Below are 21,353 nucleotides of genomic sequence, written 5' to 3'. Positions count from 1 at the left end.
ATCCTGAGGGCCCGCCAACGGCGGTCGTCTCGAAGGATGGCCACAGAGAAATAGTCAAATGCGCTTGCCCTCCCCGCAAGCGGGAGACACAGCCGCGGCAGATCGGAGCTAAACCCTGCCTTATCCCGGCCCTGGCATCTTGCCGGCGAACTGCGGATAGCACTCGCGCAGCTCCTCGCGAATTTGCCCTCGGATCAAGGACAACGTCGCTTCGTCCGGCAACGGCGTCGTGACCTCGCATTGCTCGTTGTCGTACAGGAATCCCGTCGTGCCTCGAATGTCGCGCCAACCATATCCCGGATGGCTGCTCTCGAGGCGAAAGCGTCCCGCCTCTCGGTTGAAGGAAAACAACGCCGCATTGGTCAAGAGGGCATGAGGGCCGCCTCGCCGATAGACCGTCTCGTCGGTAACGCCAGGCGCGGACACGAAGTCCACGCGTTCCACCAGGGATCGCAGGCTGTGCTCTTCGCGGAACAGAATGACCCGCGGCACCAGGAAGTACAGATAGGCGGAGCCGAATGAGCCGGGCCACCTGACCGGATTGTTCGGATAGTCGCCGGTGCCAACGAGATTGACGTTGCCCCGGCCGTCGATCTGGCCGCCGCCGAGAAAGAACGCGTCGAGGCGCCCCTGCGCCGCGCAGTCGAACAGCTCCTCGGCACCGCCGGTGAAGGAATTGTGCTTGACCGACCCGAGGATCGAGACCTGCACGTGCTCCAATCCGTCACGCTGGTTGAGCGCACGCAACAGCATCGCTCCCGCCGCCGGCATCGGCGACGATTGACCGACCGCAACATGCCGCACGCCTTTCAGCAGCCGCGAGATCGTATAGATCATCAACTCACGGCTGGTGCACGCCTCGCTCATGCCGCGCTCCCCAGGCCCCGAACGTAGGCCTGGAATCCCTCCGGCGAGCGCGCCGCGCGCGCGTATTTCTCGATTTCCTGCCCGTCCCTGGGATATTCGGCGTAAAGCCCCGTGGGCCACCCGCCCTTCTCGAGCTGTGCCACCGCACTCACGTAGATCGCGGGCAGGATTCCCGCGGCCATTTTCTCGTCGTCAAGCAGCGACACTTCGGAGATGCGCTCGACGGTCACAAAAGCCTTCTTCGACGCATGGGCCAGCAGCATCGTTTCGCGCCGGCGCCCGAGCCGGACGTTGCCGAACCGGTCGGCTTCGGGTGCATGAAACAGGGCAATGTCGGGCTGGATCGCGGAGACCACGACGATCTTCTCGCCGTCATCAAACGGGTTCGACGTCACCTTCCAGTCGTCGCGCTTCTCCAGGACGTCGCTGCCGATGATGCCGCGGATCGGCATGAACGGCACCCCCTTCTCCGCGGCCGTTAACCCTGCGAACACCGCCGGACAGGTGGCATCACGGAGGCGAATGGATCCGTCGCGGACAGCCCGGCTGAAACAGGGCGCGCCCCCCGCTTCGCCGAGACTGACGGCGCTCGTCTCCAGCGTCGCCACGGCGCCGGCGCCGATCAGCATGTCGACCTGCATGCCGCCGATCGGCGCGCAGACCACATGAAGATCGCGAATGCCGCGATCGATCAGCATCCGGACCAATCCCGGGGCCGCGGCGTAGTCGTCCGGCGCCAGGCCGAGCTTGCACCCCGAGGGTATCATCTCCGCCATCTCTCGCGGCGTTACGAAGTCTGTCATCTCTTCACCTCTCCCTCGGGTCCCCATCAACACGCCGCGTCGCGACGATAGCGCCCTAGTCCTTTGCCGCAAGATCCCTTGATACGACGTAGCCATCGCGCGTCTGCGGCAGCTTCCAGCCCAGGATCTTGCTGGCAACCAATGTGCGCAGCACCTGGGCCGTGCCGCCCCCGATCGTGAACATGCGGACATCGCGTGCCATCCGTTCAAGCGGAAAGTCGCGCGAATAGCCGCGGGCGCCGAACACCTGCAGGGCGTCGTTGACGATCTTGATGGCGGCTTCCGAGGCGAAGATCTTCGCCTGAGCGGCAAGCATGGGATCGGGAAATGCGCTGCCGCCCGGCCCGCGTGAAGCCGCCGCCGCGTGCAGCATCAGGCGCGATGCGGTCAGCTGCGTCTGCATGTCGGCGAGCATCCAGTGCAGCCCCTGAAATTCGCCGATCGGCCGCCCGAACTGCTCGCGCGTCTTGGCCCATGCGATGGCGTGCTCCAGTGCGCCGGCTGCAATCCCCATGGCGACCGTGCCGGCGCCGACACGCTGGCTGTTGTAGGCATTGATGAGGTCGGCAAAGCCCCGCTTGAAGCCTGACGGCGGCAGCAGCACCATGTCCGGCGTGATCTCGAGGTCCTCGAACACGAGCTCGCCTTCGGGCATGCCACACAGTCCCATCGTCGTCTCGCGCTTGCTGACGCGGAGCCCTTCCGCCTCGCCGCGCACGGCCAGGAAGCCGCCGACGCCCAGCTCCGCTCCGCTCTCGTCGAACACGCGCGCAAAGATCAGATGGAGGCGGGATACCCCGGCGCCGGTGATCCAGTGCTTCTTGCCGTTGAGCACATAGCGGTTGCCGCGCTTGTCGGCTCGCGTCGTCATTCCGCTTGCGTCACTGCCCGCGTCGGGCTCTGTGATGCAGATGGCCGGCTTGTCGCCATCCAGGACCAGATCGGCGGCGCGCTTTTTCTGCGCATCGGTCCCGTAGGCCATCACGGTCGAGATGGCGCCCATGTTGGCCTCGACCACGATGCGCGCAGACACGGTGCAGGACCGGGCGATTTCCTCGATGACCAGCACCGTGTCGAGGAAGCTCCGCCCCTGGCCGCCATATTCGACCGGAATGGTCATTCCCATGAAGCGCTCGGCCTTCAGCGCCTCGACGACGTCCCATGGATATTCACGCGACCGGTCGATGTCGGCGGCACGTCTGCGGATCGTCCCGTTGGAGAGCGCCGCAGCCCTCTCCTTCAAGGCCATCTGCTCGGATGAGAGTTCCATGACCGTTCTCCATTCCGCGCGGACGAGAGCGTTTGCCGAACAGGTCAGTCAGCCCGATCAGCCGCGTCCCATGTTATAGAACTCCGGGTTCGGACGCATGCTCGTGACGTTGGCAAGCCGGTTGGAGAGGCCGAAGAAGGCCGAGATCGCGGCAATGTCCCAGATGTCGTCTTCCGTGAACCCGTGCGATTTCAGCGTGGCGAAATCGGATTCGGACACCTTGTAGGCCTCGGTCGAGACGCGCACGGCGAGATCGAGCATCGCCTTCTGCCGGTCGGTGATATCCGCCTTGCGGTAGTTGACCGCGACCTGATCGGCGATCAGGGGATCCTTGGCGCGGATGCGCAGGATCGCGCCATGGGCGATGACGCAATACTGGCATTGATTGAGGTTGCTGGTCGCAACCACGATCATTTCCCGCTCGGCCTTGGTGAGGTTGCCGGGCTTGTCCATGAGCGCGTCGTGATAGGCAAAAAATGCGCGAAACTCGTCCGGCCGGTGCGCCAGCACGAGAAAGACGTTCGGGATGAAGCCGGACTTCTCCTGGACGGCGACGATGCGGGCCCGGATGTCCTCTGGCATGTCGGCCAGATCAGGGACAGGGAAGCGGCTGATGGCAAGTGCCTGGGTCATGGCCTGGTTATCCTTGTTACTCGTCGATGGAAATCGGTACGGTCACGCGTTCCTTCGCCTGGATCATGGCGAGAAATGCTCGCGCGAAGACGTCGAGCGCGTCGGGACGTCTTTCCAGCTTCGCCCGCAGCACCGCGCCCTCCCAGCCGATCCAGAAGAAATGCGCGAGGCTGTCGCAATCGACGCCTTTGGGGATGTCACCCGCCTGCTGCGCCGCGCGGAGGCAGCGTGAGGTCCGCGCTTCCCAGTCCCTGAAGACGGCGGCGAGGCGCTGTCGGAACGGCTCCGGCAGCGCCCCCATCTCTTGCCCGAGATTGCCGACGAGACAGCCACGTCGATAGCCGTAGCGCGCCATGCCCGACCGCGCGTCCGCGATGAAATCGCGCAGGCGGTCCAGCGGAGCCCGCTCTATGTCGTCGAACCATCGATCCAGCTTGCGGGCGAAATAGGCGGCGTAGGCATCGATCAGCTCGAGGCCGAAAGCCTCCTTGCTGCCGAAGTAGTGATAGAACGACCCTTTCGGCACGTCGGCGGAGTCCAGGATCTCCTCGACGCCGACGGCGCTGAATCCCTTCTCGGTCAGAATCGCAACGCCCGTCCGCAACAGACGCGCGCGCGGCGCGTTCGGCTGCGACTGGTCCCTGGGAGGACGACCCCGTCGGCGCGGCTCTGAAACCGAGGCTGCTCTGTTCATCAGGATTTATTAGACCGATCGTCTTGCCAAATCAACCCTCTCCCTTCCAAGGCTCAGATCTCTCGCGGACCGCATGCGTCACCGGCTCCAGATTCGAGACATCTTGCCGTTAGACTCCCCGCGTCAAACGTGGACAATACCTGGGCACGTCACGTGCGCAGTGCACACCAAGATGCGCCAGGGGAAACGAAAATGCCGGCTGCCTTCCCGTCGTCCGAACCCACCATTCCGACCGCTCCCTTGACTGCCGAGATGCGCGATGCGTTGCGCGCGATCGTGGGTGAAAAGGGCCTCATCGAAGATGAGCACGGCAAGCAACCGTTCGTGACGGATTGGCGGGGATTGCTGGTTGGCGGTGCCGGCGCCGTCGTCCGTCCTGGCAGCACCGCGGAAGTTTCGAAAGTGGTCCGGCTTTGCCATGAGCACGGCGTCGCCATCGTGCCGCAGGGCGGCAACACCGGCCTGATGGGTGGGGCGACGCCCTGGCCTGCACACACCGGCATCGTGTTGTCGCTCGGCCGCATGAACCGCGTGCTGGACGTCGATCCCGTCGGCTACGCGATGACGGTCGAGGCCGGCTGCGTGCTGCAGACGCTTCAGGAGACGGCAAGCCTCCACGACAGGTTCCTGCCGCTCAGCCTCGGCGCCCAGGGCTCGTGCATGATCGGCGGCAATCTGTCGACCAACGCCGGCGGCGTGCAGGTGCTGCGCTATGGCAATGCCCGCAATCTCGTGCTGGGGCTCGAGGTCGTGCTGGCGAACGGCAAGGTCTGGGATGGATTGCGCGCGCTCAAGAAGGACAACACCGGCTATGACCTCAAGCACCTCTTCATGGGCGCCGAAGGCACGCTGGGCATCATCACCAAGGCCGTGCTCAAGCTGTGGCCGGCGCCGAAGGACGTCTCTACGTCGTGGCTGGCGATCCGCGATCCACGCGCGGCCCTGGAGATCCTGTCGGAAGCGCACGCGGCATCCGGAGACAATGTCGGCTCTTGCGAGCTGATGAGCCGCGCCGCCGTTGACATGGTGCTGCGCCATATTCCCGGCACCCAGGATCCTCTCAAGGCCGACACGCCATGGTATCTGCTGCTGGAATGGTCGTCCTCGCGGGCGCGCCAGGACGGCGCGGAGGGCATATCCGAGAAGATGGAGCAGTTTCTCGCCGATCAACTCGAGGCCGGCCGCGTGCTCGATGCGGTGATCGCCCACACGGTCAGTCAATCGCGCAACATGTGGCGCATCCGCGAAAGTGTCGCCGAGGCCTCCCGGGCCGAAGGTCCGGGGCTCAGCTTCGATGTGTCGGTGGCCATCTCCAGGATTCCGGAGTTCATCGCCAAGGGCAGCAAGGCCGTGCTCGACATTCTCCCGAGCATCAGGCCCTATCCTTTGGGGCACATCGGTGATGGCAATCTGCATTTTTCGTTCATGGGGCCGACCGGCATGGATCAGCAGACGCTGATCCAATACAAGGGCGCCATCACGCGGGCCGTAAACGATCTCGTCACCTCGATGGGCGGCTCGATCTCGGCAGAGCACGGCATCGGCATCGACAAGCTCGACGAGCTCAGCCATTACCGCTCGAAGACCGAGCTCGACATCATGCGGACCATCAAGCGCGCGCTCGATCCGCAGAACATCATGAATCCCGGCAAGGTGCTGCGGCTGTGACCGACGCTGCCCCCCGCCCCAACGATTGGTCGAGCGTGGGCAGGTCGCAACGATGTTGCGACCCGACCGCGATCTTGTCGAGCGTGGTGTCCTCGGTCCTCAAGCCGCCGAACCGCCGCGCGGATTGACGATCGCATACCCTCGCAATGAACGTGCGTGGATTCGCGTGGTGTGTCCGCCCGAGTTGGCGTCATAGGCCATCCAGACATCGCCTCCGAGGTGCTGCTCCAGAACGAAAACGTGTCCTCGTCGCGCAGCAACCATTCCCGGTGCCGGTGATGTCCGCGGAAAGCGCAACCAATTGGCCGCAAGATTCAATTCCGGCACGATACGACCGAACACGCGCAGAGCCGCGCCGCAGCCGCAGAAGGACGAAGGGCAACCTGCCGGACGACCACCGACGACGCGAGCCCCGGAAACACCGGAGACGGTCGCCGGCGTGGCGGCGCCCCCAGCGTCAGTCACTGTCAGCTGCGTCGAGCGGTACGCTTGTAGTGACGACCTGGAATTCAGTGAGAATCTGGAAGTAAGTGAAGACTTGAAGGTCCGCTCGCGTTGCATCTGCGAATACGAGAAGTCGCAGGGCATGGTGACATTGCATTCGGAAGCATGATGAATGCGATAAGGCCGTGCTTCAGAAGCGACAGAACTTAAGACAACGAAGAGATACGCAGAAATTACTAGCCTGTACATTGCAGGACTCCAAAATAGAGTGGTCCTGCCCCAGGCAACGAGAAACCAATAACAGTTTGGCTGAAATGGGCCTAAAGAGCGGCTGAAAATGGCTGCATCTGCGCGACGCTGTCTGCAATCATCATAGCCTACAAATAGCGACCGAAATGATTAACTCGCAGAGAACGAATGAACGCTCGGCGCGTCCAACGCACCGCATGCAATCAAGTCCGGTTCGTATTCGTCGTGGATTCTGCAGCAAGCTCTCCTCGTCGCTGCGCTGCCCTGATCGGCACAACGCCGCTATTCACTGCATCATCGCGGCTGCGATCTTCTCCGCCGACATCAACACGGGAAAGTTGGTGTTGGCGCATGGCACCACCGGAAAGATCGAGGCGTCGACGACGCGCAGGCCCTGGATGCCTTTGACGCGGCCCTGGTTGTCGACCACCGCCATCGGATCGTCGGCGCGGCCCATGCGGCATGAGCAGGAGGCGTGCCAGACGCCGATGGTCGCCTTGCGCACGAAGGCTTCCAGCGCCTCGTCGTCGTTCATCACCTGATCGAAGGTAAAACCTTCGACCACGAAATTGTCGATCATGTAGTGACGCAGCGCCGCCGGTCCGTCCATCAGCGTCGCGGCGATCTTGGTGAGAATCCTGTTCTTGGTGTTGACCACGCCGATCTTGCGGACCTTGTCCGTATAGGCAGCCGGGAACGGCTTGTCCGTCACCGCCCTCACCACGTCGCTCATCTGCACCGCCGCCATCTTGCGGAAGCCGCTCATCAGGCGATCGAGATCGCGCCGGTCGGACAAGAGATTGAACTCGACGATCGGCTCTGCCGAGGGATCGCGCGAGGCCAGCTTGACCTGTCCCGTCTCGGAATAGGTCTTGTTGACGAAGGTCAGCAGCGAGCCGATCTGCTCGCCGACCGCATGCCAGGCCGACTTGGAGAGCAGGACGACGAACATGTCGCCCTTCGGCACGCCTGCGAGATCGGAGGAATAGCGCAGGCCCAGCTGCATGTGGCGCCTGGTGTGCTCGTTCATGCGCGCGCCGCGGCGGACAAAGGACGACAGCGAGATCGAGGGATGATCCATCAGGCGCTGGCCGACGCCCGGCAGTCCCATCAGCACGGGAATGCCGAGATCCTTGAGGTGGCCGACCGGCCCGATCCCGGCGCGCAACAGATGCGCCGGCGAATGGATGGCGCCGCTGGAGAGGATGATCTCGCGTCCACGGAATTCCTGCTCGCGTCCATCAACCATCGCCTTCACGCCGACGCATCGCGTGCCTTCGAACAGCAGCTCGCGGACTTGCGTGTTGGTGGAGATGGTGAGATTGGCGCGCTGGCGGGTATCGCGATCGAGATAGCCCATGGCGGCGGAGACGCGTTGCTCTGCCTGGTTCGAATGCGTCACCGGGAAGAAGCCGTCGACGAACTCGCCGTTCTGGTCCGGCAGGAATCGGTGGCCGGCCTGCTGGAAGGCCTCGGCGAAGGCCTGCGAATGCCGCGTCCAGTGCTCCCTGGGGATGCGGCGGACCGGGATCCGGCCATCCTTGCCATGGTACGGTCCGTCGAAATCGAGATCGCGCTCGACCTTCTTGAAGAAGGGCAGCACGTCGTTCCACGTCCACCCTTCGGCGCCGCGCGCGTCCCATTCGTCGTAATCGGTGGGAGCGCCGCGGTTGGCCATCTGGCCGTTGATCGACGAGCCGCCACCGAGCACGCGCGCCTGCTCGTATTTGCGCAAGGGAGGCCGGCCCACGTGCGGGTTGTTGTGGCTGACGACCTGCGTCGTGACCTTGAGCTCGGTCCAGTGGAAGCGCGGATCGAAATAGGCCGTGCCCGGATAGCTGTCCCTGATCTCGGCCGGCTCGTTACCGGGAGGGGTATCCTGGCCGGCTTCGCACAGCAGGACCTTGTTGGCACTCTTCGCGGAGAGCCGGTGGGCCAGCACGGACCCCGCCGAGCCGCCGCCCACGATAATGAAGTCATACACGATTGGCGCGTCCTCTTGTTCTTGTTCGGGGAACGTAGCGCGTAATTGTTTTGAGGTCACGCATGCGGCCGCGACAAGATTGCCGCGCGGCAGCGATGGCCAATATCAAGGCCTGATCGAAAAATTCTCCGGCGGCCCCGCTTTTCGCAGCGGCTCGGCCAGCCTTGCGAACTCGCACAGCAGCGACCTTGTCTTCCGGGGATCGATGATCTCCTCGACCCAGAATTTTTCGGCCGAGCGGAACGGCGAGCGCAGCTTGTTGAGACGCGCCTCGATCTCCTTGAGCTTCTCCGCCTTGTCCTCGGCCGCATCGATGTCGGCGCGGTAGGCGGCCTCGATGCCGCCTTCGAGCGGCAGCGAGCCCCAATAGGCCGACGGCCAGGCGTAGCGGATCGAGAAGCGATCGGCCGGCTGGTGCACGACACCCGCAACACCAAACGCGTTGCGCAAGATCACGGTGCACCAGGGCACGGTGGTCTGGTTCACCGCGGCCATGGCGCGAACGCCGTGGCGGATGGTCGCCGCCTTCTCGGCATCGAGGCCGATCATGAAGCCCGGGCAGTCCATGAGATAGACGACCGGCAGATGAAAAGTTTCGGCGAAGTCGACCCAGCGCACCACCTTCTGGCAGGCATCCGCCGTCCAGGAGCCGCCATAATGAAAGCTGTCGCTGGCGAGCAGCAGCACCGCCCTGCCCTCGAGTCGCGCGAGACCGACGATGATGGGCTTGCCGAAATTCTTGCCGACCTCGAAGAACGAGCCCTTGTCGACGACGGACTCGATAATGGGCCGCATCTTGTAGACCTGCTTGCGGTTACGCGGCACCGCGTTCATCAGCGCCTCTTCGCTGCGCTCGGGGTTGTCGGTGCAGGGCAAGGTCGGCGATAGCTCATAGACCGACGACGGCAGATAAGAGAGGAAACGCCGCGCGCAGGCGAACGCCTCTTCTTCCGTGTCGACGGCATGATCGACAGCGCCGGCGCGGGTCTGGATGTCGGCACCGCCGAGCTCCTCCTTCGACAGGTCCTGCCCCAGCGCCTTCACTACCGGCGGCCCCGCGACGAACATCGCGGACTTCCTGGTCATGATCGAATAGTGGCTGGCGGCAAGCCGCGCGGCACCGAGGCCTGCGACCGAGCCGAGGCCGAGTGCGACCACGGGAACGCGCGACAGGTTCTCCGTCGTGAAGCGATACCAGCGTGTGCCGCCGATGCCTCCAGGCAGGTTCGCCGCGCCCTTGGTCTCGATGGTCTTGACCGAGCCGCCGCCGCCGGAGCCCTCGATGATGCGGACGATCGGCAGGCGGAAATCATGCGCCATCTCCTCCGCCATCAGCGGTTTTGCGGAAATGGACGCATCAGCCGAGCCGCCCCGTACCGTAAAGTCGTCGCCGACCACGACCACGGTGCGGCCGTCGACGCGCGCGCGGCCAAACACGCAGTTCGCCGGCGTCAATTTCTGCAGCTCGCCGCTGGTATCGTACTCACCGATGCCGGAGACGGCACCGATCTCGTGGAAGCTGCCTTTGTCGATCAGCTTGTCGATACGCTCCCGAACAGTCAGCCGGCCCTGGTCATGCTGTCGCTTGACCTTGTCAACGCCGCCCATCTCCCGCGCGAAGGCTTCGCGCCGGGCGAGCTCGTCGAGTTCCGGCTTCCAGTTCATTCACTCCCTCCGAATTGATCGGCTTGTTATTGTTGTGCACGGCCATTGCGACCGGTTTACGCGGGATGCGGTTGTTGAAGGCGTCGCCTTCCGCGCCCTCCATCAGGCTGCCGAGCGACCGGCCGAGCTCGAGCATCAGGGGTGCGACTTCGGCATGCAGCCGCTGCTCGTCATACATCGTGGACAGAAGGCCGATCGTGATGACGACGTAGGTCTGGTATTGCGGCGACCAGATCGGCACCGCGAGCCCGTTGATGTGCGGGCTCCACAAGCCACAGGCCACGACATAGCCGCGCTCACGCAACATCTGCCGATTGGCTTCAATGCGGGGTTTCAGGATCTTCGCAGCCTCGGGCGCTTCCCGTTCCACGTCCGCGATGAAGGCATCGCCGATCTCCGGCGCCAGCGCCGCGGTGTAGGCCGCGCCCGCGGCGGTCGAGGCCATCGAGATGCGGCTGCCGGTGCCCTCGTGCAGGCCGAGGGCGGTCGCCGAGCGCGCGAACTGGAGATAGACCAGATGGAAGCGATCGGGCACGACGAGGCCGACGGTGCCCGGCAGTTGCTCGGCGACTTCCTGAAGCCGTTGCCGGATCATGCTGCGCAACTGCGCGCCCTTCATCATCGAGGCGCTCATCGCCACCGCGCTCGGGCCGATGCGATATTTCTGATCGCGCGGCAGGTAGACCAGCTGGCCCATCCGCGTCAGCGTGTGCGTGAGCCGCGACACCGTCGAGCGCGGCAGGCCGCAGCGATTTGAAATCTCGAGATTGCCGAGCCTTGCCTCGTGGCCCTCGAAGCATCGCAACACGTCGAACGCGCGCGAGACCACCTGGATGACATCACTCTCACCGGCATCGCCAGCGAGCACACCTTGCCTACTCAACCGCTCGGATCGTCGTCCCATGTTCCCTACCGTTTGTTCCGCTGTGCGGAATTAAATTCCACTTGCAGACGACGCTACCTCAGGCATTTTGCGACGACAACAAAAAGGGATGGCATGCCAGAAATTAAGATCGTCACGGAGGTCGCCGGGCGCGTCTGCGCAACTCCCGTGCAAGTTGGAGGAACCATTACGGATGGCGATGAAATTGTAATCGTCGAAGCCATGAAGATGGAAATACCGGTGCTCTCGCCTGCAAGCGGCACGATCACATCGCTTCTGGTGAAACTCGACGACGTCGTTGCCGAGGGACAGGCGGTCGCGATTGTCGCGTGCTGACGGCGTTATCCGTCGCCTCCGCGGCAATCTGTCAGTCTCGTTCCCGCATGCGCGGTACGGCGTTGCCATCGCCTGATGCGGGTGACATGATCCGTCGCAAACAAAACTCTGTTTCAAACAAAGAACGAAAATCTTCGCGGCAAACGCGAAAGATCATTGGAGGGAAACATGCTTCGTGGGCTGCTCGTGCTCGCGCCTGCCTTGGTGGCGGGCATCTCTTTTGCGTCTACACGCTACTCGTTCGCCGAAGACATCAAGCTGCCGGCGACGTTGACGTTCACCGCCTATGACACCGGAACCGCCGGCTTCAACATCGCGGTCGGCGTCGGCAAGATGATGAAGGACAAATACGGCACCGATGTGCGCGTGCTGCCCGCAGGCAACGACGTTGCCCGTCTCGCGCCGCTGCGCGCCAAGCGCGCGGCATCTTCGGCGATGGGATCCGGCACCTACTTCGCGCAGGAAGGCATGTTCGAGTTCGGCGCGAAGGAATGGGGCCCGCAGCCGCTTCAGATCCTGCTCTCGAGCGTCGACTGCAATTGCGGATCGCTCGGCGTCGCCGCCGACACCGGTGTGAAGGAGCTGAAGGACCTCAAGGGCAAGCGTGTCGGCTTCGTGGTCGGCTCACCCGCGCTGAACCAGAACTCGCTCGCCGTGCTCGCCTTCGCCGGGCTGACGCAGAAGGACGTCAAGGCCGTCGAATTCGCAAGCTACGGCGCGATGTGGAAAGGCCTGATCAACAACGACGTCGATGCCGCTTTCGGCACCACCATCACCGGCCCCGCCAAGGAAGCCGAGACCTCGCCGCGCGGCCTGATCTGGCCGCCGCTGCCCGCCAAGGACAAGGAAGGCTGGGCGCGAATGCAGAAGGTTGGATCGTTCTTCTTCCCGCAGACTGCGACCTGCGGGGCCGGCATCTCGCCGGACAAGCCGGTCGAGCTCGGCAACTACCCATACCCGATCTTCGTCGCCTATGCCTCGCAGCCGGCAGACCAGGTCTATGCGATCACCAAGGCGATGATCACAAATTACGACGCCTACAAGGATTCGGCGCCCGGTGCAGGTGGCCTCGCGGCCGACCGCCAGACCAAGAACTGGGTGGTGCCGGTGCATCCCGGCTCGGTGAAGGCGCTGAAGGAAGCCGGGCAATGGAGCGATGCGCAGGAGGCGCACAACAACAAGCTGATCAAGCGGCAGGAGGTGCTGGCAGCCGCGTGGGCCGATTACGGCAAGTCCAACCCGCCGTCGGACGACAAGGCATTTCTCGACGGCTGGATGAAGGCCCGCGCAACAGCGCTTGCGAAAGCCGACATGCCGAACGGGTTCGAGGATTAGAGTGTGATGTTGTTGGGCTTGATGGCCGCCGCGCGAGAAGTGCGTCGACCTCTCCCGCAAGCGGGAGAGGTTGAGGAGCCCGCGGCTTGATCGATTCAACCAACGGCCATTCGCTTAGTTAGTTGCCAGCGCACGCGGGATCGCTTATGTCTTCTTCCACCTCCACTGCCCCGCAAGACGAGACCAAGCGGGTCGTGTTCGACGATCCCCATGGCGCGGCCGGCAACATGCAGGAGGCCGAAGTCACGCGCGTGCGCACCTTGCGCGGCGCCTGGCGCTGGACGCTGGTCGCAGCGACCGCGGCCACGATCCTGCTCTGCATCAACCAGCAATTTTCGCTGCGCTTCTTCATCGGCTACACCCAGCTCAACACGGAGTATTTCTATCTCCTGATCGCGTTGATGCTGCCCTTCACCTTCCTGATCTTTCCGGGCACCGAGCGCGCCCCGCTCGACCGGATTCCCTGGTACGACCTCGTCTTGTTCGCCGCGACTTTCGCCGCAGCGCTGCTGCTGATGTCGAACGTGCGCAAGGCGGCGGAGGCCGGCTGGGAGTTCGGCGGCGCGCCGAACAACGTGATCGCCGCGGGGCTCGTGATGTGGGCGATGCTGATGGAGGCGCTGCGCCGCACCGGCGGCTGGAGCCTGCTGTTGAGCGTGCTCCCCTTCACGGTCTACCCGCTGTTCGCCGAATCCAGCTGGCTCGGCCCGTTCCGCGGCACGCAATCGACGCTGGAGCAGGCGACCGCCTATCACGTGCTGTCGGGCGAGAGCCTGCTCGGCATTCCGATCCAGGCCTTCGCCGACACCGTGATCGGCTTCCTCGTGTTCGGCACCGCGCTGATGATGACCGGCGCCGGCAAATTCTTCATCAACCTCTCTTTCGCGATGTGCGGCACGTTCCGCGGCGGCGCGGCCAAGGTCTGCATCTTCGCGAGCGGCCTGCTCGGCATGATGTCAGGCTCGATCATCTCCAACGTGCTGACCGCCGGCACCATGACCATCCCCGTGATGAAGAAGAGCGGCTTTCGCGCCTCCTATGCCGGCGCGATCGAGGCCTGCGCCTCGACCGGCGCGGTGCTGGCGCCGCCGGTGATGGGTGCGACCGCCTTCGTGATCGCGCAGTTCCTCAATGTCAGCTACGCCGAGGTCGCGGTCGCCGCGATCATCCCGGCCGCGCTCTATTATGTCGGCCTGTTCATGCAGGTCGATTCCTACGCCGCGCGCCATGGGCTGAAGGGGATTCCGCGCGCCGAGCTGCCGCGGATCATGGATACGATCAAGGACGGCTGGTACTACGTCCTCGTCATCGCCCTGCTGATCGTGATGCTGCTCTACTTCAAGCGCGAAAGCCATGCGCCGTTCTACGCGACCGCGCTGCTGCTGGTGCTCAACCAGTTCTTCTCCAAGGACACGCGCTGGACCCTTGCGACGATCGGCAAATTCCTCGAGGTCAACGGCCGCACCTTCGTCGAGCTCGTCGGCATCCTCGCCGGCTGCGGTCTTCTGATCGGCGCGTTCTCGATGACCGGTGTGGTGTCGAGCCTTGCCAACGATCTCCTGCATATTGCCGGCGACAATCCCTTCCTGCTGCTCGGCATGTGCGCCCTCACCAGCCTGATCCTCGGCCTCGGGCTGACGACGACGGCCTGCTACATCTTCCTCGCCATCCTGGTCGCGCCCGCGCTGGAGAAGCTCGGGCTGAACAAGATGGCCGTGCACATGTTCATCTTCTATTGGGGCATGCTGTCGTCGATCACCCCGCCGGTCGCGATCGCCTCCTTCGCGGCCGCAGGCATTGCCGGCTCGCCGGCGATGAAGACGGGCTGGGAATCGATGTGGGTCGGCAGCATCATCTATTTCATCCCGTTCTTCTTCGTGCTCAATCCGGCGCTGGTGCTGCAAGGGCCGAGCCCGTATCTCGCCGGTCTCGGCCTGATGGGACTTGCCGCGTTCGGCACGCTGTTCATCTGCGGCGGCATCCAGGGCTACCAGCCCTTCGTCGGCGACCTCCGCCGCGCAGGCGGGCTGGAATGGCCGATCCGCGTGCTGCTGGTGATCGGCGGCTTCGTGGTGGCGACACCGGGTGGCGGGATCATGCCGCTGTCGCAGATGCAGGTGACGCTGCTGGGCCTTGCGATCCTCGCGCCCACGGTTCTGCTCGCCCTGCTGCTGGTCCGGCGCCAGGCCGTGGTTCCGAACGGGTTGCGCGTGCCCTGATTGCGTTGCACAAGAGAGGCGATGACCCCGCTCTCGCCTCTCACCGCCGCCTGGACCCGCTCGAAGCCGCCCTTGCTGCGGTTTCTGGATAATTGCCTCAACGAATTCTCCGCCGAAACGTCAGGCAGCGTCGCAGACTACATCCCCGAACTGAGCAAGGCTGATCCTGCCTATTTTGGCATCAGCCTCGCGACACTGGATGGCCACGTCTACGAAGTCGGCGACTCCAGGGTGCCCTTCACCATCCAGTCGATGTCAAAGCCGTTCGTGTTCGCGCTGGCGCTGGACCTTCTGGGCGCAGGCCGGGTCGAGAGCGCGATCGGCGTCGAACCATCAGGCGATCCCTTCAACTCGATCCGGCTCAATTCCGAGAACCACCCGTTCAACCCGATGGTCAATGCCGGCGCGATCGCCTGCACCGGGCTGATTTACGACAGCAAGGGCGCAGATGCCTTCGAGCAGATTCGCCTCGCGCTGAGCCGCTTCGCAGGCCGCGATCTCGCCGTGGACGAGGCCGTCTACGGCTCGGAGAGCCAGACCGGCGACCGCAACCGCGCGATCGGTTATCTGCTCAAGACCAACGCCGTGATCTCCGACAATGTCGCAGGCGTCCTCGACGTCTATTTCCGGCAATGCGCCGTGCTGGTCACCGCGCGCGACATCGCGGTGATGGCGGCGACCCTCGCCAACCGCGGCGTCAATCCCGTCACGGGCGAGCAGGTGCTGACGCCTTACGCGATCTCGCGCACGCTGTCGGTGATGACGTCCTCGGGCATGTACGACTATGCCGGCGAATGGATCTACCGGATCGGCATTCCCGCCAAGAGCGGCGTCGGCGGCGGCATCCTTGCCGCCCTCCCCGCCCGCCTCGGGCTCGGCAGCTATTCGCCGAAGCTCGACAAGCACGGCAACAGCGTGCGCGGCATCAAGGTCTGCGAGGCGCTGTCTTCGCATTACGACCTGCACATGCTCAACCGCAGCGACGACGCCCGCAACGCCGTCATCGCCGACTACGACATCGGCAAGAGCCCGTCACGCCGCGTGCGCCGGCCGCAGGAGCGGGAGATTCTCGCCGCGCATGAGCAAGAGGTGCGGATCATCGAGCTGGTCGGCACGCTGTCGCTGTCCGCGGTCGACTACGTCTCCCGGCGGCTCGCGGGGCGGCCCCGTCCGCAATTCGTGATCTTCGATCTGCACCGCGTCACCTCCACCACGCGCGCCGGGGCGCGGCTCGTCGCCGAAGCGTTCGAGCAGCTCGCGGCGCTGAACGTGACCGTCGTGCTGTCCGGCGTCAGGCGCGCATCGAAGGAGTGGGACACGTTGCGGGAATGGACGGCCGAGCTGAAGAATGTTCGCGACTTCTACCTGCTCGACACCGCGATCGAATGGGCCGAAGACCAGATCGTCTACCGCTACGGCGGCTCGATCGACTTCCACGAGACCACCGAGCTTGCCGAGCAGCCGCTGCTCGAGGGCCTCGGCGAGGACGAGCTGGCGGATCTCGCCTCGATCTGCACCATCCGCACCTATCAATCCGGCGCGAAGATTCTCACCACGGGCGATCGCGCCGATTCCCTGTTCTTCCTGCGCAGCGGCGCCGTGCACGTCACGCTGCCTGACGGCGTGCGGCTCGCGACGCTGACCGCGGGCATGGCGTTCGGCGAGATGGCGCTGCTCGAGTCCACGCGCTCGGCCGACGTCTTCGCCGACATGGCGGCGACCGCCTATGAGGCTCCGCTGCAGGAATTCGAACGCTTCCGCCAGCAGCACCCGCACGCCAGCGAGCGCATCATGCGCAACCTCGCCCAGCTGCTCGCCGACCGCCTGATCGTGGCGAACGCGAAGGTGGATATTTTGACATCGACGTGAGCGGCGGCGTTCTTCGCCTCTCCCGTAGGGAGGGCGCTCGCGGATCGTATCCGGTCTACCGGCTGGCCGCCTCGCCCAGCCGCCGCTTGATCTTCGCCGCACTCTTTTCGAGTAGCTCGGACGGTTTCTGGCCGGTCGTCGCGCAGAGGCAGGCCCAGTAATAGATGACGTCGCCGAGCTCATCGACGAGGCCAGCCTTGTCGAGCCAGTCATCGCGCAACAGCTTCTTGATGTGCTCGGCCACCTCGCCGGCCTCGCCCGCGAGGCCGAGACCGAGATAGGACAGCCGCTCGTTGGACGGATGTTCATCGACTTTCGCAACGCTCGCGGCCCAGGCCGCATATTCATCGATCGTCATTGGCATCCCTCGCCGCGGTGCTTCGATCAGCCCACCACTTCGGTAACGGGCTGGAGATCGATCTCGAACGTCTCCAGGAATTTTGACGTCATGATGTAGAAGCCGACCGAGAGCTGCAGTTCGACCAGCGCAGCCGGCGTCAGCTTCGCTGCGATCGCCTTGAAGGTCGCATCTGTCGGCTTCTTGAGCTTCACGATCTCGTCGGTGAAGGCGAGCGCGGCGCGCTGCACCTCGTTGAAGCACGTTGCCGCCTGCCAGTTTTCGAGCGCCTCGTTCTGCGGGTCGGTGACGCCGACATTCTTGCCGATCCGCTTGTGCGCGACGATCTCGTACGGGGCCTCGCACAAGATCCCGGTGCGGGTGATCGCAAGCTCGCGCACGACCGGATCGAGCTCGCCCTTGTGACGGATGGCGCCCCCCAAGCGGCAGTACTGCTCGAAATAGCTTGGCGAGTGCGCCATCATGCGGAAGATGTTGGCGTTGCGGTTCTTGTCGAGAATTTCGCGGGTGCGGTCGGATGCCTTGGACGGGTCGCTGTAGTTGATGCGGGCCATGATTTTCCTGAAGTTTTCCCTGACTTTTTGATGCTTTTTGTCGTCGTCGGCGCAAGTTCCCGAAGACTCTATTCGCGCGAGGACGCAGGAGCAACATTATCGAGTCAAATTGCCGCCGCATTGCTGATCGACCCTGACACAGTCGATATTCGCCGCGTGGGGACAAATCACGGTGAGTACTCGCAAATGGGGTGTTCCGAGTAAAACAATTGGCCATTGGGTGCGCTAGCCGCACAACGATGAGTCACGCCCAAGTCTAGGGAGAAAAAGGCATGAAGGAAGCCACCAAGGGGGCGGCCTCGGGAGCGCTCGCGCATATGCTGGCGGTGACGGCGATGCTCGTCATCGCCAGCATCTTGTTCTACGGGCGTTAGTTGGAGTTCTAGAGTTTTCGTCATTCCGGGGTGGCCCTCGCACAGGCCAAGCCCAGAATACCCGTTCCAGGCTCGGTCCCATGACCGCCCCCGAATGACGAATCCCGTTACGTGTCCTTCGTGAAGAACGGCACGAGCTTCCCGGCAAACGGCTTGAAGCTTACGACGACCGAATCGCCGATGGCGAGTCCGTTGTCGCCATGCGCCATCATGCGAAATCCCTCGGCGCAATCGACCAGCAGGATGTTGTAGGGCACGTGTGCGCGCGTCTCGGGCGTGGCGGCGCGACAGACCAGCGAGGTGGCGTAGACCCTGCCTTTGCCGCTGGAGCGCTGCTCGCGCGGATCCGATTCGCCACAAGCCGCGCAGAAGGCGCGGTGGAAATACTGCACGTGCCCGCATGAGTTGCAGGTCTGGTAGGTGATGGCCGCTTCGCCCTTGGTCCAGTCCGCCAGACGCCCGCTCATCGCACCCGCTCCAGGAACATGCTCACATGCGACGACAGCACACCGCCGTCGCCGTGCAGCAACGCGATCGAGGCGTCGCGCACCTGGCGGCTAGCCGCCCGCCCCGTCATCTGCAAATGCGCCTCGACCAGATGCGCCATCGCGCCGCCGACGCCGCAATGGCCATAGCTGAGCAGGCCGCCATGGGTGTTGAGCGGCATCGCGCCGTCGCGGCTGAAATGGCCCGATCGCACGCGGCTTGCGGCCTCACCGCGGCCGGCAAGGCCGAGGTCTTCCAGCAGCATCGCGAGCGTGATGGTAAAACTGTCGTAGATTGCGGCGTAGCGCACGTCGGAGATCGCAAGGCCCGTGGCCTTCTTGGCGCGGGCGATGGAGATCTCGGCGCCGAGCTCACTGAGCGCGGGCGCGGCCGTGACATGCTGATGGGTATGCGCTTGCGCGCAGCCGCGGATTCGCACGCCCGCCTCTCCGGTCCGCTCGCGGCTGACGATGAAGGCCGCACCGCCGTCGGACACTGGGCAGCAGTCGAGCAGCTTGAGCGGCATCGCCACCGGCTTCGAGGCCATGACATCGGCAACAGTGATCGGGTCGTGGAATTGCGCGCCGGGATGGGTGCAGGCGTGCGCGCGCATCAGCACGGCGAATTCGGCGAGATCCTCTTCCGTCACGCCATATTCGTGCATGTACCTGTTGGCGACGAGGCCGTAATAGGCGGGGATCGTCGGCCCCAGCGGCACCTCGTAGTCGGGATGGCCGACCTGCGCCAGCGCCTGGATCGAGGCATCACGGCTCTGCCCGGTGAGGCGGTTCTCGCCGGCGACGACGAGCACATTGCGCGCGACGCCCGAGGTGACGAGGTGATGCGCCAGCATCGTCATCGCCAGCCCCGTGGCGCCGCCGACCTGCACGGCGTGAGCATAACTCGGGCGGATTCCAAAGTGCTCTGCGAACACGGTCGCCAGCATGATGTGCGGCGAGACGGTGGAATAGCCGCAAAGAATGCCGTCGATGTCCGAGCGCTTCAGCCCGGCATCGTCGAGCGCGGCTTGCGCCGCCTGGCTCATCAGGTCGAGCGAGGACGAGCCTTCATGCTTGCCGAAAGGCGTGAGGCCGACGCCGGTGATGAAGCTCATGGTGCCTCTCCCTACTCCGGCGGCGAGCGCGTGACGCCGTCGCGCACCATGGCGGCGATCTCGTCGGCGGAGTATCCGATCGCGCGAAGAATCTCTGCGCCGTGCTCGTTGAGACGCGGTGCCAGCTGCACCGGCTCGGCCTCCGTCTCGGACCAGGTCGCCGTCACCTTCATGCTGCGGATCGGACCCTCGGTCGGATGGTCCACGACCGGGAAGAAATTCGTCGCCTCCAGATGCTCGTCGTGCAGGATCGAGGCGAGGTCGTGCATCGGCATGACCGGGACGTCGGCCTTGGTGAGCAGGTCGATCCATTCGGCGGTGGGGCGCGTCTCGAAGATGCGCGCGAGCTCGGCATAGACGACGTCGATATTGGCGGCGCGCCCCGCGAAAGTCGCAAATCTGGGATCGGCGCGCAAATCATCGCGCGCCGTCGCCATGAAGAAGTTTTCCCACTGCTTGTCGTTGTAGACGATGACGCTGAGATAGCCGTCCGAGGTCTTATAGGGCCTGCGGTCGCGCGAGAGGTGGCGGGCATAGCCGCCCTTGTCGAGCGGCGGCTCATAGGTGAGCCCGCCCATGTGATCGCCCATGACGAAGCCGGCCATGGTCTCGAACATCGGGATGTCGACCCGCTGGCCGCGGCCGGTGCGGTCGCGGTGCACGAGGCTGGCGCAGATCGCGCCGACGGCGGTGAGGCCAACGATGCGGTCGACCAGCGCGTTCGGCACGTAGCGCGGCACACCGTCGCCGGTCTGCGCCATCAGCGCCGGCAGCGCGGTGGCGCCCTGGATCAGATCGTCATAGGCGGGCTTTGCGGCATACGGGCCATCCTGGCCAAAGCCGAACACGCCGGCATAGACGAGGCGCGGATTGATTTTCGAGACGACGTCGTAGCCGAGCTGAAGCCGCGCCATCGCCTGCGGGCGGACGTTGTAAACCAATACGTCGGCGTCCTTCAGAAGCCGCAGCACGGCCTCGCGGCCGGCGGGCTTCTTGAGATCGAGGCAGATCGAGCGCTTGCTGCGGTTGGTGTTGAGAAACACCGGCCCCATGCCGGCGTGGCGCATCGGGCCGATCAGGCGGGTGACGTCACCGTCCAGCGATTCCACCTTGATGACGTCGGCGCCGTAATCGCCGAGCATCTGGGTCGCATAAGGCCCCATCAGCACGGTGGTCATGTCGATGACCTTGATGCCCTTCAGCGGCCCCATCATTCGCTCCCGATTGCGCGGGGGCCAAGGCGCGGCCCCGCGATTTCGGTCCAGCTAAAGGCAGCGGGGCCGCGCGCACAAGGGCGGCCGGCGTATGGCCGCATGCGCCGCGCGGTGATACCGGCCGCTATTTCTTCTGGCGGGATTCGCGGATCTTGAGGAGCCGGTCGAGCTCTTCGTTCTGCTGGCTGATCCGGTCGGCGATGCGCGACTCGTTCTGCTCGCCTGAGGCGGCCGCGGCCTGCTCGATGAGCTGCCTTATATTGTCCTCGAGGATCGCAATCCGACCGTTGAGTGCGTCCATCGACAGCGAGTCTTCGTAGTCAGTGCTCATGAT

General features: G+C 64.4%; 20 protein-coding genes. 5 read left to right on the top strand and 15 right to left on the bottom strand.

Going from position 1 to position 21,353, the window contains the following annotated elements:
• Positions 1-120 precede the first annotated feature (120 nt).
• From CV770_RS16755 to acuR, 5 genes are all read right to left on the bottom strand, one after another.
• A complete protein-coding gene (locus CV770_RS16755) occupies positions 121-867 on the bottom strand; it encodes a CoA-transferase (protein ID WP_104463086.1) in 747 nt (248 codons plus the stop codon).
• Complete coding sequence (locus CV770_RS16750) at positions 864-1,634, bottom strand: CoA transferase subunit A (RefSeq protein ID WP_502693600.1); 771 nt, start codon at positions 1,632-1,634, stop codon at positions 864-866. The genes CV770_RS16755 and CV770_RS16750 overlap by 4 nt, the downstream gene beginning before the upstream one ends.
• Before the next feature lie 91 nt (positions 1,635-1,725).
• Positions 1,726-2,940, bottom strand: a complete 1,215-nt coding sequence (gene acdA, locus CV770_RS16745; protein ID WP_104463084.1) for a 3-sulfinopropanoyl-CoA desulfinase — start codon at positions 2,938-2,940, stop codon at positions 1,726-1,728.
• Between the two features lie 57 nt (positions 2,941-2,997).
• Positions 2,998-3,573, bottom strand: a complete 576-nt coding sequence (locus CV770_RS16740; protein ID WP_104463083.1) for a peroxidase-related enzyme — start codon at positions 3,571-3,573, stop codon at positions 2,998-3,000.
• A 16-nt stretch (positions 3,574-3,589) separates the two neighbouring features.
• Positions 3,590-4,267, bottom strand: a complete 678-nt coding sequence (gene acuR / locus CV770_RS16735; protein ID WP_104463082.1) for an acrylate utilization transcriptional regulator AcuR — start codon at positions 4,265-4,267, stop codon at positions 3,590-3,592.
• A gap of 192 nt (positions 4,268-4,459) precedes the next feature.
• Between acuR and CV770_RS16730 the strand changes: the two genes are divergently transcribed.
• Positions 4,460-5,935, top strand: coding sequence for an FAD-binding oxidoreductase (locus tag CV770_RS16730; protein ID WP_104463081.1), 1,476 nt, complete (start codon positions 4,460-4,462; stop codon positions 5,933-5,935).
• A gap of 99 nt (positions 5,936-6,034) precedes the next feature.
• On the opposite strand, the gene CV770_RS16725 is transcribed toward CV770_RS16730, so the two are convergent.
• From CV770_RS16725 to CV770_RS16710, 4 genes are all read right to left on the bottom strand, one after another.
• Positions 6,035-6,628, bottom strand: a complete 594-nt coding sequence (locus CV770_RS16725; RefSeq protein ID WP_201759885.1) for a hypothetical protein — start codon at positions 6,626-6,628, stop codon at positions 6,035-6,037.
• A gap of 286 nt (positions 6,629-6,914) precedes the next feature.
• On the bottom strand, positions 6,915-8,612 hold the full coding sequence (locus CV770_RS16720) for a GMC family oxidoreductase (RefSeq protein ID WP_104463080.1): 1,698 nt from the start codon (positions 8,610-8,612) through the stop codon (positions 6,915-6,917).
• 105 nt (positions 8,613-8,717) lie between these two features.
• The gene (locus tag CV770_RS16715; protein WP_091954365.1) at positions 8,718-10,277 is read right to left on the bottom strand and encodes an acyl-CoA carboxylase subunit beta; all 1,560 of its coding nucleotides are present in this window, start codon (positions 10,275-10,277) and stop codon (positions 8,718-8,720) included.
• Positions 10,207-11,181, bottom strand: coding sequence for an IclR family transcriptional regulator (locus CV770_RS16710; protein ID WP_091954362.1), 975 nt, complete (start codon positions 11,179-11,181; stop codon positions 10,207-10,209). Before CV770_RS16710 ends, CV770_RS16715 begins: the two co-directional genes overlap by 71 nt.
• A 93-nt stretch (positions 11,182-11,274) precedes the next feature.
• On the opposite strand from CV770_RS16710, the gene CV770_RS16705 reads away from it, so the two are divergent.
• From CV770_RS16705 to glsA, 4 genes are all read left to right on the top strand, one after another.
• Positions 11,275-11,496, top strand: a complete 222-nt coding sequence (locus CV770_RS16705; RefSeq protein ID WP_104463079.1) for an acyl-CoA carboxylase biotin carboxyl carrier protein subunit — start codon at positions 11,275-11,277, stop codon at positions 11,494-11,496.
• Positions 11,497-11,664: 168 nt separating this feature from the next.
• A complete protein-coding gene (locus CV770_RS16700; RefSeq protein ID WP_091954356.1) occupies positions 11,665-12,831 on the top strand; it encodes a TAXI family TRAP transporter solute-binding subunit in 1,167 nt (388 codons plus the stop codon).
• Positions 12,832-12,977: 146 nt separating this feature from the next.
• Entirely contained in the window at positions 12,978-15,050 is a 2,073-nt protein-coding gene (locus tag CV770_RS16695) for a TRAP transporter permease (RefSeq protein WP_104463078.1), read from the top strand.
• A gap of 21 nt (positions 15,051-15,071) precedes the next feature.
• A complete protein-coding gene (gene glsA, locus CV770_RS16690; RefSeq protein ID WP_104463077.1) occupies positions 15,072-16,919 on the top strand; it encodes a glutaminase A in 1,848 nt (615 codons plus the stop codon).
• Between the two features lie 55 nt (positions 16,920-16,974).
• On the opposite strand, the gene CV770_RS16685 is transcribed toward glsA, so the two are convergent.
• The 6 genes from CV770_RS16685 to CV770_RS16660 form a co-directional block, all read right to left on the bottom strand.
• Positions 16,975-17,277: a nucleoside triphosphate pyrophosphohydrolase family protein gene (locus CV770_RS16685; RefSeq protein WP_165637169.1), complete on the bottom strand. Its 303-nt coding sequence runs from the start codon at positions 17,275-17,277 to the stop codon at positions 16,975-16,977.
• 26 nt (positions 17,278-17,303) lie between these two features.
• Positions 17,304-17,831, bottom strand: a complete 528-nt coding sequence (locus CV770_RS16680) for a carboxymuconolactone decarboxylase family protein (RefSeq protein WP_104463076.1) — start codon at positions 17,829-17,831, stop codon at positions 17,304-17,306.
• A gap of 481 nt (positions 17,832-18,312) precedes the next feature.
• A complete protein-coding gene (locus CV770_RS16675; protein WP_104463075.1) occupies positions 18,313-18,672 on the bottom strand; it encodes a Zn-ribbon domain-containing OB-fold protein in 360 nt (119 codons plus the stop codon).
• Entirely contained in the window at positions 18,669-19,805 is a 1,137-nt protein-coding gene (locus CV770_RS16670) for a thiolase family protein (RefSeq protein WP_104463074.1), read from the bottom strand. Before CV770_RS16670 ends, CV770_RS16675 begins: the two co-directional genes overlap by 4 nt.
• Positions 19,806-19,816: 11 nt before the next feature.
• The gene (locus CV770_RS16665) at positions 19,817-21,016 is read right to left on the bottom strand and encodes a CaiB/BaiF CoA transferase family protein (protein ID WP_104463110.1); all 1,200 of its coding nucleotides are present in this window, start codon (positions 21,014-21,016) and stop codon (positions 19,817-19,819) included.
• Positions 21,017-21,143: 127 nt separating this feature from the next.
• Complete coding sequence (locus tag CV770_RS16660; protein WP_028145154.1) at positions 21,144-21,350, bottom strand: hypothetical protein; 207 nt, start codon at positions 21,348-21,350, stop codon at positions 21,144-21,146.
• Positions 21,351-21,353: the final 3 nt, after the last annotated feature.

Source organism: Bradyrhizobium sp. AC87j1, assembly GCF_002936975.1.
GTDB classification, from domain to species: domain Bacteria; phylum Pseudomonadota; class Alphaproteobacteria; order Rhizobiales; family Xanthobacteraceae; genus Bradyrhizobium; species Bradyrhizobium shewense.
The sequence above is the reverse complement of the archived record's forward strand: the minus strand, read 5'-3'. Positions and strand labels throughout refer to the sequence as shown.